Here is an 11,689-nt window from a genome sequence, read left to right on the forward strand (position 1 = left end):
AGTAATGTGCGCACCTTAAAGAGACCGTGTGCTCTCCGATCCCTTCCCACGCTATACCAAAAAGCAGCTACGTCCCTCGCTCCCACCATCAGAACTAATAGGGGGCCTCCCAGCCCCCCCCAAACCTCAAATCACCCCGAGCGCCCGCATCGCCTCGGCCACCCGGATGAACCCGGCGATGTTGGCCCCGGCGACGTAATTGCCCGGCATGCCGTAATCCTCCGCCGTCTCGGCACAGCGGTCGTGGATGGCGGCCATGATCGTGGCGAGGCGGGCTTCGGTCTGCTCGAAGGTCCAGCTGTCGCGCGAGGCGTTCTGCTGCATTTCCAGCGCCGAGGTCGCCACGCCGCCCGCGTTGCTCGCCTTGCCGGGGGCGAAGAGCGTGTTGGCGGATTGAAACAGCCGCACCGCCTCGGGGGTGCAGGGCATGTTGGCGCCTTCGGCCACCGCGATCACACCGTTTTCAACCAGCCGCTTGGCCGCCTTGCCGCTGAGTTCGTTCTGCGTCGCGCAGGGGATGGCGATGTCGCAGGGCACGTCCCAGATGCTGGCCTCGGCCACGTGATAGGCGCCCGCCCCGTTCAGTTCGACATAGCTGGCGATCCGGGCGCGGCGCTGCTCCTTGATCTCCTTGACGAGCGTCAGGTCGATGCCGCCCTCATCGGTGACATAGCCGCCGGAATCCGAACAGGCGACGACGATGCCGCCGAGCTCCTGCACCTTTTCCATCGCATAGATCGCCACATTGCCCGAACCCGAGACGACGACGCGCTTGCCTTCGAAACTGTCGCCCTTGGTGGCCAGCATCCGCTCGAGGAAATAGACGGTGCCGTAGCCGGTCGCCTCGGTGCGCACCCGGCTGCCGCCCCAGCGCAGGCCCTTGCCGGTCAGCACCCCGGATTCATAACGGTTGGTGATGCGCTTGTACTGGCCGAACATGAAGCCGATCTCGCGCTGGCCCACACCCATGTCCCCGGCGGGCACGTCGGTATATTCGCCGATATGGCGGTAGAGCTCGGTCATGAAGGACTGGCAGAAGCGCATGATCTCGCCCTCGGAGCGGCCGCGCGGGTTGAAGTCGGACCCGCCCTTGCCGCCGCCGATGGGCATGCCCGACAGCGCGTTCTTAAAGATCTGCTCGAAGCCGAGGAACTTGACGATGCCGAGGTTGACGCTGGGATGAAAGCGCAGCCCGCCCTTGTAGGGGCCGAGCGCCGAGTTGAACTCGACCCGGAAGCCGCGGTTGATCTGCACCTGACCTGAATCATCGACCCAGGGCACCCGGAAGATGATCTGCCGCTCGGGCTCGCAGATCCGCTCCAGCAGCGCGCCCTCGGCATAGGCCGGATGCCGCGCCACCACCGGGCCGAGGCTTTCCAGCACCTCGCGTGCCGCTTGATGGAACTCCGCCTCACCGGCATTGCGCGCCATCACTTCGGCCAGGACCGGTTCAAGCTTCTCGTCGATATTCATGCGGGATACTCCTTGCGCCTCTGCGCGCCGCCGCTGAGCGAAGACGCTGTTTTCCCGTTCTGAATAGGGCTGCAACGTCCGGTGGAAAAGCAGATTCCCCGCCTGTCGCGCCGCCGGGGCCGGGACGATTTGACGCAGCGTCAGTGGCGTTGCCGGAACAGCGGGCAGATTGGATGGCATCGCTGGACCCGATCTGCGAGCATCCTACCTCTACAGCAGCACCACGGGAGGGCTCACAGCATGGATCTGCTTCTCTTCGATCTCGGCGGCACCAACAGCCGGTTTGTCCAGACCGCGCCCGATGCGCCGCTCGACGCGGCGCAGGTGACGCGGCTGAAGAATGACGATCACGCGAGTTTCGCCGAGATCCTGCGCGCCTATTTCGATCAGAGCGGCGCCCCGGCCCCGCGCCGAGTGGTGATCGCGCTGGCGGCCCCCATCGCGGCAGGGGACCGGGTGCGGCTGACCAACCGCGACTGGTGCATCGACAAGGCGGAGATTGCCCGGATCAGCGGCGCCGACAGGGTCGATTTCATCAATGATTTCGAGGCTCTGGGTCATGCGCTGCAGGACCCGGACCAGCTCGACCACACGCCGCTGACCGCTGCAAGAACGGCGCAGGCCAGGGCGCCGCGCCTGGTGCTCGGCGCCGGGACCGGGTTCAACTCGGCGCTCTGGCTGCCCGGCGATCAGGTGCTGCGCTGCGAGGCGGGCCATGCCGGATACGCTGCCGAGAGCGATTTCGAACGGGCGCTGGCCGAGCGGATCCGCGCCGAACACGGGCGTTGCTCGGTGGAGCGGGTGCTGTCCGGCGGCGGCATCGAGGCCGCCTATCGCTGCGCCGCCAGTCTCGCGGACGAATCCCCACATCTGCAAGGGAGCCGCGAGATCGTGGCAGCCGGGCTGTCGGGAGAGGACGAAGTCGCCGCGCGGGCCTGTCGCGCCTTCACCTGCGCGCTTGGGCGGGTGGCCGGGGATCTGGCACTGCTGTTTCTGCCGCGCGGCGGGATCTACCTGTTTGGCGGCGCCACGCAGGCGATGCGGCCGCTGATCACGGCGCAGGACAGTCTCTTTCTGGAAGCCTTTCACGCCAAGGGACGGATGCGCGATTTGATGGAGGATTTCCCGATCCACCTGCTCGATGACGACCGCGCAGCGCTGCAGGGCGCGCTGAACTGGGCGCGGCTCTGAGCCTCAGCCCGCCGAAGCCACGCCGGGACCGGCGGGGAAGACACCCGACATGGTGACAAAACCGGGGATCCGCTTGAACCCGTCGCACCAGCGCCGGATCGCCGGGTAATCCATCCGATCGATCCCGCCTTCCTCGGACAGCATCACATAGGGGAAACAGGCGACATCGGCGATGCTCGGATGCGCGCCGGGGCAGATCCAGTCCTGTCCTTCGAGCTCGGCGAAATGCAGATGCTGATCGAGGATACGGAACAGCCGATGCGCCCCGGCGCGGGCGGCGTCGATGTCGATCTCCTCGAAGAACATCCCGTCATGCAGCCGCGCCGCCGAGGCGGTGGCGGTGATCGCATCGGCAAAGGCCAGCCATTGCGCGATCTGTCCGAGCCGGGCCGGATCGTCGCGCGGATACCATTGCCCGGAGCCGTCATAGGCCGAGGCGAGATAAACGAGGATCGCCTGCGCATCGCGCAGCACCAGATCGCCATCTTCGATCACCGGCAATTGCCCGAGCGGGTTGAGACGGCGGAACTCCGGCGATTTATGCTGCCGCCCGGGATAGAAATCGACCATTTCGGAGCGGTACTCCACCCCGAGAAACGACAGCATCAGCCGCAGCTTGTAGCAATTGCCCGACAATTCGTAATCATGAAGCGTGATCATGGCGGCCCTCAGATATCCAGAATGAGACGGCCCGAGGCCGCGCGCGAGACGCAGGTCATGATGCTTTTGCCCTCGGCTTTTTCGCCGGGGCTGAGATAGACATCCTGATGGGTGATCTCCCCCTCGATCACCGCGACACGACAGGTGCCGCAGGCGCCCTGTTCGCAGGAGGACGGCATATCGACCCCGTTTTCGCGCAGCACTTCGAGGATGGTCCTGCCCGCGGGCACCGTGAGGCTCATCGCGGAGCGCGCCAGGTCGATCTCGAAACTGCTCGAATCGTCGATTTCCCTGGTGTTCTTGAAATACTCGAAATGCACCGCGCTTTCGGGCCAGCCCTGATCGGCGGCGATGCCGCGTGCCGCTTCCAGCATCGGGCCGGGACCGCAGAGATAGACGTGCCGCGCATGGCCCGGCGTGGCGAGCAGCTCGGCCAGCCGCGTGCCGGTGTCCTGCGGGGTCAGCCCGGCGTGCAGATGGAGTGCCGCGCCGAACCCGGCCATTTCACCGGCGAAGGCAGCGTGTTCCGGCGATTGCACGAAGTAGTGGAAGGCGAAGTCGAGCCCTTGGGCCTGCAGTGCCCGCGCCATCGACAGCAGCGGTGTGACCCCGATGCCCCCGGCGATGAAGATCGTCTGCACCGCATCCCGGCGCAGCGGGAAATTGTTGCGCGGCGCGGAAATGGCGAGCACGTCGCCGACCTGCACCTGATCGTGCAGCGCCGCGGACCCGCCGCCGCTCTCGGCCTCGCGCTTCACCCCGATCCGGTAGTGATCGGTCTGCCCCGGCCCGTTGGTCAGCGAATATTGCCGCACCAGCCCGTTCGGCAGATGCACGTCGATATGCGCGCCCGGCTGGAAGGTCGCGAGACTGCCGCGCAGCGGTTCGAGCCGCAGGGCAATCACTCCCTTGCCGGTCTCCACCTTTTCGGCCACGCGCACCCGCTGCTCCGCCTGTCGGCCATCGGCCCCGGCGGCAGGCAGCGCGGCGAGTTCTTCCGAAAGCCGGGTGATCTGCGGCTGCATCGGTTCGGGGGTCTCGCGCGTCGCGGCTTCCGCCTCGATCCGCGCGCGCAGCTCTTCGAGCCGCCAGTCCCAGTCGCGCAGCAGGGCGATACGCGCCGCGCCCTGCGCCTCGGCGTCGCTGAGCCCGCGGATCACGCTGCGGTTGCTGTCGACCGGCTGCACGAAGAAACGCGTTGCATGACCATCCTCACCGCGCAGCAGCACCGACCCATCCTGCTGCGCCGCCGCGCCCCCCTCGGCCAGCAGCGCCGCGATCACCAGATCACGCGGCGAGTTGAGCGGCATCGCGCGCAGCACCAGCCCGTAACCATCGAGCTCGGGCACCTCGCCCTGCGGCGCTTCGCAGGCCCAGATCAGCCCGTGCCGCTCCTGTGCCGGGTAGGTGTTGTTGCAGATCGTGCGCGCCGGGGCGTCGGCGGGATGCGCCGGGATATAGGTGCAGCCCGCCGTGCGGTTGGCATAGCGCCAGCCGTGATATTGGCATTGCAGCTCGCGCCCGTCATTGATCCCGATCGACAGCCGCACGCCGCGGTGCAGGCAGCGGTTTTCCCAGACGTTGACATGGCCGTCATCGGCGCGCCAGACGGCGAATTCGCGGCCCAGAAGCTGCGCCTGATAGACATGGCGCGGCGGCAGATCGCTGGCGGCGGCGATGGGAAACCATTGGCCGTGCGGGTCGAAGGTCATGGGGTGGTCTTCCTCAGCAATGGGTCAGGCGGCGGCGGGGATCACGCCATAGGTCAGCCCCTTGCCCGACAGCCAGCGGCGATAGGCAATGGCCGCCTTGTCGGCACGGATCGGGGTCTCGGCGCGCGGATCGAGCGGCAGGCGCTTGGGGTATTGGTTCTCAAGGATGGGCTTGTCCTGGGCGAAGATCGTCTGCTGGAACAGCCGGATCGCCAGATCCTCGCTGACCTCGTCGAACAGGGTCAGCAGCATATGGGCGCGGATGTGCTCCTGATCGAGCGGCTGCACGAACAGGGCGATCGCATCGAGCCGCCCGGACATGTCGCCGCTGCTCTTGTAGAGCACCGCGCAGAAGGGATGCGGCACCCGGTAGATGTAGTCCACATCGGCTCCGCCGGTGGAATTGGTCGCCGCCATCGGCTGCCAGAAGGTGCAGTTGGTGGCGATGATCTCGTCGCGCTCGGCGGAAACCTCGACGCTGTATTCCTTGACCTCGGTATGCGGCTCGGCGCCGAGAATGTCGGTATGCACGAAGGGGAAATGCCCCATGTCGAGGAAATTCTCGATGGCGCGGGGGGCGGAGACATGCACCCCGAAGGAGGCGGCATGGATGTTGCGCCGCTCGGCCTCGTCGAATTCGGGAATGTCGAAGATCTCCCGCGCCGGGGTGCCGAGACAGGTCCAGACATAGGCGTAGCGTTCCTGCACCGGCAGCAGCAGCGCCGGATCCTCCGGGATCACCGGCACCTGCCCCTTCTCGCAGCGCCAGACCGCGACCGAGCCATCCGCGCCGCGCGCATAGGCAAGATGCTCACCGAGCAGCCGCGTTCTGCCGATGCCGGTCTGCGGAATTTCCTCGCAGGCGACGATGACATGCCAGAGGTCGCGTACCACCGGGTCGCTGCAGGCGGGATCGCTCATATGCATGTCCTCTTCGTGATCTCGGGTTCATCGGTTGGGGCGCGTACAGGGACAAAACCGGGCGAATCGTCCCTGCCCGGTGCCACCCTTTCCGCGGCGATATCCTAGCATCGGCGAGCAATGCTAGGCAATGGCGGATGGATTGGATACCAATATCAATACCTTCGCATTTCAAACATTGTGGCATCGGATCAGGATTGCTATAGAATCGTCGCAAGATCAGTCTTTGACACCAGACCCGCCCCGCCCTTACAGCCAGAAGGCCCTCACCATCGATGGGAAACCGCTCCGCCGAGATCGCCGAGGCCGTCACCCGGGCCATCGTGGACAAGCGGCTCTGGCCGGGCAGCAAGCTCAGCGAACAGAGCCTCGCCGATCTCTTCGCGGTCAGCCGCGCGGTGGTGCGCCAGGCGATCATCCGGCTCGCCAATGACGGTCTGGTAGAACTGCAGCGCAACAAGGGCGCCTCGGTGATCCGGCCGGGCTATCGCGACGCGGTGGAGATCTATGACGCGCTGACGATCCTCGAACAGGGGGTGGCGGCGCAGCTTGCCGGGCGGATCGGCCCGCGCGGCTGGGCCGAGCTGCGCGAGCATGTGCAATGCCAGCACGCGGCGGTCGAGGCCAAGGACGATGCGCGCGCCGATGCGCTCGGCTGGGGATTTCACGCCGAGCTGGTGAAACTCTCGCGCAATTCGGTGGTCCGCGAGCTGCATACCCAATTGCTGCGCCGCACCGCGCTGCTGCGCACGCTGGTGGACAGCCGTTTCGATTATTGCGGGCTGCTGCATGACCACAGCGAACTGATCGACCTGCTGGAAGCGGGCAATGTGGCCGAGGCGCAGGCGCTGATCGAGCGGCATCACCGCGCCGTGGTCAGCGGTTTCATCCTCGACGAGGACAGCGCGCCGGCGTTTTCGGTGCAGGAGGCGCTGGCGCCCTATGCCGCCGCCTCGGTCGAACCGCGGCGCGAGGCAGCGCCCAAGGAAGCAGAGCAGCGATGAGCGGTGAACCCATGCAGATGAATATTCAACCCAACGGGAGAGCGAAATGACGATGACCACCCGCAGAGAGCTTTTGAAATACGGCGCCGCCGCCGGTCTGGCGACCGGGCTTTCCGGCCTCTCCGGCCCGGCCCGTGCGGCGGAAAAGCTGAAGGTCGGGGCGGTCTATGTCTCGCCGATCTCCGACATCGGCTGGACCAAGCAGCACACGCTGGGGATCGAGGCGATAAAGGCGGAATTCGGCGACAATGTCGAAGTGACCGAGATCGACAACGTCTTCCGCCCGCAGGATGCCGAACGGGTGTTCCGCGAACTGGCGGGCTCGGGCCATCAGCTGATCTTCGGCAACAGCTTCTCCCATGGCACGCCGATGCAGAAGGTCGCGCCGCGCTTCCCCGAGACGGCGTTCGAACATTGCTCGGGCATCAAGCATCTGAAGAACCTCGGCACTTTCGAGGCGAAATATTTCGAAGGCACCTATCTGGCCGGGGTCGCGGCGGGCCATGTCACGCAATGGGCCAAGATCGGCTTCATCGGCGGCTTCCCGATCCCCGACATCGTCGGCCCGGCCAATGCCCTGCTGCGCGGTGCGCAATCGGTCAACCCCGACATTACCTGCAACGTGATCTTCCTCAATTCCTGGTTCGATCCGGGCAAGGAGAAAGAGGCCGCCAAGACGCTGATCGCCCAGGGCTGCGACGTGATCTGCTCGATGACCGACACCGCCACCGGCGTGCAGGTCGCGGGCGAGAACGACGCTTGGTCGATCGGTTACGCCAGCGACATGTCGAAATTCGGCAATGGCAAGCACCTGACCGCCTTCACGCTCAACTGGGTGCCGGTCTATCTGCAGGCCGCGCGCGACGTGGCGGCGGGCAGCTGGGAGAGCCGCGAACGCTGGCGCGGCATCGCCGATGACGTGGTGCAGATGTCGCCCTATAACGAGGCGCTCTCGGCCGAGGCGCTGAGCGCGATCGAGACCGCCCATGCCGGGATAATCGGCGGCACGCTGCATCCCTTCGGCGGGGAGCTCAACGACCAGAGCGGCGCCAGCCGCGTCGGCGCGGGCGAGGTGCTCTCCGACGGCGATATCCGCAGCATGAACTGGTTCGTCCAGGGCATGATCGGCAACATGGGCTGAGCCCGCGGCGCCCGCCCATGCGTGGCGGGCGCCAAAGCATCCGAAAGGTCGCCCCATGACAGCCCGGCTCGAACTGCGCGGCATCAGCAAATCCTATCCCGGCGTTCTGGCCAATGACGACATCTCCTTCTCGGTGATGCCGGGCGAGATCCACGCGGTGCTCGGCGAGAACGGCGCGGGGAAATCCACCCTGATGAAGATCATCTACGGCGCCACCAGCGCCGATGCGGGCAAGATCCTCTGCGATGGCAAGGAAGTGGGGGCGCATGACCCCTCGACGTCGCGCGCGCTGGGGATCGAGATGGTCTATCAGCATTTCGCGCTGTTTGAATCGATCACCGTGGTCGAGAACATCGCCCTGTCGATGCCCGGCAAGATGGACCTCAAGGCGCTGGCCGAACGGGTCCGCGAGGTTTCGCAGCGCTACGGCCTGCCGGTCGATCCGCAGCGTCTGGTGCTGACCCTCTCGGTGGGCGAGCGCCAGCGCGTCGAGATCGTGCGCTGCCTGCTGCGCAGCCCCCGGCTGCTGATCCTCGACGAGCCGACCAGCGTATTGACCCCGCAGGCGGTGCAGACCCTGTTCAAGACCCTGCGCCAGCTCGCCGCCGAGGGTTGCAGCATCCTCTATATCAGTCACAAGCTCGACGAGCTGCGCGACCTCTGCCATTCGGCAACGGTGCTGCGCGGCGGCCGGGTCACCGGCACCGCCGATCCGCGCGCCGCCAGCTCGGCGGAGCTGGCCCGGCTGATGGTCGGCAGCGATCTGCCCGAGGTCACCCGCGCGCCCGCCGAGCGCGGCGCGGCGCCGCTGCTTCGGCTCGACAAGCTGTCGCTCGCCGCCCCGAGCGTGCTCGGCACGCCGCTGCGCGACATCGAGCTCGAAGCCTTCGGCGGCGAGATCGTCGGCATCGCGGGGGTATCCGGGAATGGTCAGGGTGAGCTGGCCGCCGCGATCAGCGGCGAGCGCCGCGCGGCCCGGCCCGGCGACGTGCTGCTCGACGGCGTGCCGATCGGCCATCTCGACGCCGGACAGCGCCGCGACCGCGGCCTCGGCTTCGTGCCCGAGGAACGGCTCGGCCGCGGCGCCGTGCCGCCCTTTTCGCTCACCGAGAACGCGCTGCTCACCGCGCATCGCCGGGGCATGGTGCGCCGTGGCTTCGCGGACCGGGGCAAGGCACGCGGCTTTGCCCGGCAGGTGATCGAGAAATACAAGGTCAAGGCCGCCGGTCCCGGCGCGCGCGCCCATGGGCTTTCAGGCGGCAACCTGCAGAAATTCATCATCGGCCGCGAGATCGAGCTGGCCCCGCAGGTGCTGCTGGTCTCGCAACCGACCTGGGGCGTCGATGTCGGCGCTTCCGCCTATGTGCGCCAGACGCTGATCGACCTCAGCCGCGCGGGCAAGGCGGTGATCGTGATCTCCGAGGAGCTCGACGAGCTGTTCGAGATCTGCGACCGGCTCTACGTGATCAGCAAGGGGCGCCTGTCGCGCCGGCTCGAACGCGCCGCCACCGATGTCGCGGAGATCGGCCTGCTGATGACCGGCGCGGGGATCGACGATGCCGCCGCGGAACCGTGCGAGGAAAACAAGCTTCATGCCCTATAGAATCGAACCGCGCGCCGAAGCCTCGCGGGCCATGGCGCTGGCCGCGCCGCTGCTCGCCACGCTGCTGACGCTGCTGGTCAGCACGCTGTTCTTCCTCAGCCTCGGGCTCGACCCGGCACTGACACTCTATACCTTCTTCGTCGAGCCGCTGACCACGCTCAATGGCGTCTCGGAATGGCTGCTGAAGGCCGCGCCGCTGATCCTGATCGCCTGCGGCCTCGCCATCGGCTTTCGCGCCAATGTCTGGAACATCGGCGCCGAGGGGCAGCTGATCATCGGCGCCATCGCCGCCACCGGCGTCGGGCTCTTCGCGCCGATCCCGGAAAGCGCGCTGCTGCTGCCGCTGATGGTGCTCGCCGGGATGCTCGCCGGGGCCGCCTGGGCGGCGATCCCGGCCTTCCTGAAGGCGCGGATGAACACCAACGAGATCCTCGTCACGCTGATGCTCACCTATGTGGCCGAGCTGATCCTGTCCTATCTGGTGCATGGCCCCTGGCGCGACCCGGACGGGTTCAACTTTCCCCAGACGGCGCTGCTGCCCAATGCCGGGATGTTCGGGGTTTTCGACTATGCCTACCGGCTCAACACCTCGATCTTCTTCACCGTGATCGCGGTGATCGCCACCTGGCTGTTCATGGAGCGCAGCTTTCTCGGCTACAAGATGTCGGTCGGCGGCACCGCCCCCGCGGCCGCGCGTTTCGCCGGGTTCAGCGGCGCCGCGGCGATCTGGGTCGGGCTGCTGGTCTCGGGTGCCGCCGCGGGGCTCGCCGGTGTCACCGAGGTCGCCGGGCCGCTCGGTCAGCTCTCCTCGCAGATCTCGCCGGGCTATGGTTTCGCCGCGATCATCGTCGCCTTCATCGGACGGCTCAACGCCTTTGGCATCGCGCTCGGCGGGCTGCTGTTGTCGCTGCTCTATCTCGGCGGCGAGACCGCGCAGCTCTCGCTCGGCCTGCCCTCCTCTATCGCGCTGATCTTTCAGGGGATGCTGCTGTTCTTCCTGCTGGCGAGCAATTTTCTGATCAATTTCCGCGTCCGCAAGATCGCCGCGAGGACAAGCTGATGGACCTGCTGATTTCCATGGTCGCCGCCACGATCATCGCCGCCACACCGCTGGTCTTCGCCGCGCTCGGCGAGCTGGTGGTGGAGAAATCCGGCGTGCTCAACCTCGGCATCGAAGGCATGATGCTGATCGGTGCCGCCTTCGGCGTCTGGGCGCATTTCGCCGGGGTGCCGATGGTCTTCGCGGTTCTCGCGGCGATGCTGGCGGGGATGATCGCCTCGCTGCTCTTCGCAGTGCTGGCGCTGACCTTCATGGCCAATCAATATGCCGCCGGGCTGGCGCTGGCGATCTTCGGCGCCGGGGTCTCGGCCTTCGTCGGGCGCGGCTTCGGCAGCACGCCGGTGGCGGCGATCCGGCCGCTCGACATTCCGCTGCTCTCGGACCTGCCGGTGCTCGGCCCGATGCTGTTCCGCTTTGATCCGCTGGTCTATCTCTCCTTCGCCATGTTCGCTGCCGTCAGCCTGTTCCTCTATCGCAGCAAGACCGGGCTGGCCCTGCGCGCGATCGGCGAGAACCCGGATTCCGCCCATGCCATCGGCTATCCGGTGATCCGCATGCGCTATCTCGCGGTGATGTTCGGCGGCGCCATGGCAGGGCTCGGCGGCGCCTATCTGTCGCTGGTCTACACGCCACTCTGGGTCGAGAACATGACCGCCGGACGCGGCTGGATCGCGCTGGCGTTGGTGGTCTTCGCCGCCTGGCGCCCCCTGCGGGTGCTGCTCGGCGCCTGGCTGTTCGGCGGCATGACGATCCTGCAATTGCAGGGCCAGGCGATCGGCCTCACCCTGCCGTCCGAGCTGCTCTCCGCTCTGCCCTATCTGGCGACCATCGTGGTGCTGGTGCTGATCTCGCGCAACCGCGAGGCGATGGCGCTGGATTTCCCGGTGTCGCTGGCCAAGCCGTTCCGCCCCAAGGGCTGACCCG

10 protein-coding genes are annotated in these 11,689 nt (G+C 66.8%); 6 read left to right on the forward strand and 4 right to left on the reverse strand.

Going from position 1 to position 11,689, the window contains the following annotated elements:
* Positions 1 to 126 precede the first annotated feature (126 nt).
* Complete coding sequence (gene gdhA, locus ACFSUD_RS08425) at positions 127 to 1,473, reverse strand: NADP-specific glutamate dehydrogenase (protein ID WP_386373354.1); 1,347 nt, start codon at positions 1,471 to 1,473, stop codon at positions 127 to 129.
* Positions 1,474 to 1,713: 240 nt separating this feature from the next.
* Between gdhA and ACFSUD_RS08430 the strand changes: the two genes are divergently transcribed.
* Positions 1,714 to 2,664 carry a glucokinase gene (locus ACFSUD_RS08430; RefSeq protein WP_386373356.1) on the forward strand — a complete coding sequence of 317 codons (951 nt, stop codon included), beginning with the start codon at positions 1,714 to 1,716 and terminating at the stop codon, positions 2,662 to 2,664.
* A 3-nt stretch (positions 2,665 to 2,667) separates the two neighbouring features.
* On the opposite strand, the gene ACFSUD_RS08435 is transcribed toward ACFSUD_RS08430, so the two are convergent.
* The 3 genes from ACFSUD_RS08435 to ACFSUD_RS08445 are packed head-to-tail and all read right to left on the reverse strand — an operon-like array spanning position 2,668 to position 5,957.
* Positions 2,668 to 3,324 carry a glutathione S-transferase family protein gene (locus ACFSUD_RS08435; RefSeq protein WP_386373358.1) on the reverse strand — a complete coding sequence of 219 codons (657 nt, stop codon included), beginning with the start codon at positions 3,322 to 3,324 and terminating at the stop codon, positions 2,668 to 2,670.
* An 8-nt stretch (positions 3,325 to 3,332) separates the two neighbouring features.
* The gene (locus ACFSUD_RS08440; RefSeq protein ID WP_386373360.1) at positions 3,333 to 5,036 is read right to left on the reverse strand and encodes a Rieske 2Fe-2S domain-containing protein; all 1,704 of its coding nucleotides are present in this window, start codon (positions 5,034 to 5,036) and stop codon (positions 3,333 to 3,335) included.
* Between the two features lie 24 nt (positions 5,037 to 5,060).
* The gene (locus tag ACFSUD_RS08445) at positions 5,061 to 5,957 is read right to left on the reverse strand and encodes an aromatic ring-hydroxylating dioxygenase subunit alpha (protein WP_386373362.1); all 897 of its coding nucleotides are present in this window, start codon (positions 5,955 to 5,957) and stop codon (positions 5,061 to 5,063) included.
* A 275-nt stretch (positions 5,958 to 6,232) separates the two neighbouring features.
* Here ACFSUD_RS08445 and ACFSUD_RS08450 point away from each other — a divergent pair, with 275 nt between their 5' ends.
* From ACFSUD_RS08450 to ACFSUD_RS08470, 5 genes are read left to right on the forward strand one after another with little or no spacing between them, the layout of a single operon-like run.
* Positions 6,233 to 6,961, forward strand: coding sequence for a GntR family transcriptional regulator (locus ACFSUD_RS08450; RefSeq protein ID WP_386373364.1), 729 nt, complete (start codon positions 6,233 to 6,235; stop codon positions 6,959 to 6,961).
* A gap of 46 nt (positions 6,962 to 7,007) precedes the next feature.
* On the forward strand, positions 7,008 to 8,102 hold the full coding sequence (locus ACFSUD_RS08455; protein ID WP_386373366.1) for a BMP family ABC transporter substrate-binding protein: 1,095 nt from the start codon (positions 7,008 to 7,010) through the stop codon (positions 8,100 to 8,102).
* 55 nt (positions 8,103 to 8,157) lie between these two features.
* The gene (locus tag ACFSUD_RS08460) at positions 8,158 to 9,705 is read left to right on the forward strand and encodes an ABC transporter ATP-binding protein (protein WP_386373368.1); all 1,548 of its coding nucleotides are present in this window, start codon (positions 8,158 to 8,160) and stop codon (positions 9,703 to 9,705) included.
* Positions 9,695 to 10,765, forward strand: a complete 1,071-nt coding sequence (locus tag ACFSUD_RS08465) for an ABC transporter permease (RefSeq protein ID WP_386373370.1) — start codon at positions 9,695 to 9,697, stop codon at positions 10,763 to 10,765. Before ACFSUD_RS08460 ends, ACFSUD_RS08465 begins: the two co-directional genes overlap by 11 nt.
* Entirely contained in the window at positions 10,765 to 11,685 is a 921-nt protein-coding gene (locus ACFSUD_RS08470) for an ABC transporter permease (protein ID WP_386373372.1), read from the forward strand. Before ACFSUD_RS08465 ends, ACFSUD_RS08470 begins: the two co-directional genes overlap by 1 nt.
* The last annotated feature ends 4 nt before the right edge of the window (positions 11,686 to 11,689 follow it).

Source organism: Sulfitobacter aestuarii (assembly GCF_042685005.1).
GTDB classification, from domain to species: domain Bacteria; phylum Pseudomonadota; class Alphaproteobacteria; order Rhodobacterales; family Rhodobacteraceae; genus Sulfitobacter; species Sulfitobacter aestuarii.

Bases quoted from the DNA above. Each gene is read 5' to 3' on its own strand.
- gdhA (WP_386373354.1), bottom strand. From the start codon at position 1,473: ATGAATATCGACGAGAAGCTTGAACCGGTCCTGGCCGAAGTGATGGCG.
- ACFSUD_RS08430 (WP_386373356.1), top strand. From the start codon at position 1,714: ATGGATCTGCTTCTCTTCGATCTCGGCGGCACCAACAGCCGGTTTGTC.
- ACFSUD_RS08435 (WP_386373358.1), bottom strand. From the start codon at position 3,324: ATGATCACGCTTCATGATTACGAATTGTCGGGCAATTGCTACAAGCTG.
- ACFSUD_RS08440 (WP_386373360.1), bottom strand. From the start codon at position 5,036: ATGACCTTCGACCCGCACGGCCAATGGTTTCCCATCGCCGCCGCCAGC.
- ACFSUD_RS08445 (WP_386373362.1), bottom strand. From the start codon at position 5,957: ATGAGCGATCCCGCCTGCAGCGACCCGGTGGTACGCGACCTCTGGCAT.
- ACFSUD_RS08450 (WP_386373364.1), top strand. From the start codon at position 6,233: ATGGGAAACCGCTCCGCCGAGATCGCCGAGGCCGTCACCCGGGCCATC.
- ACFSUD_RS08455 (WP_386373366.1), top strand. From the start codon at position 7,008: ATGACGATGACCACCCGCAGAGAGCTTTTGAAATACGGCGCCGCCGCC.
- ACFSUD_RS08460 (WP_386373368.1), top strand. From the start codon at position 8,158: ATGACAGCCCGGCTCGAACTGCGCGGCATCAGCAAATCCTATCCCGGC.
- ACFSUD_RS08465 (WP_386373370.1), top strand. From the start codon at position 9,695: ATGCCCTATAGAATCGAACCGCGCGCCGAAGCCTCGCGGGCCATGGCG.
- ACFSUD_RS08470 (WP_386373372.1), top strand. From the start codon at position 10,765: ATGGACCTGCTGATTTCCATGGTCGCCGCCACGATCATCGCCGCCACA.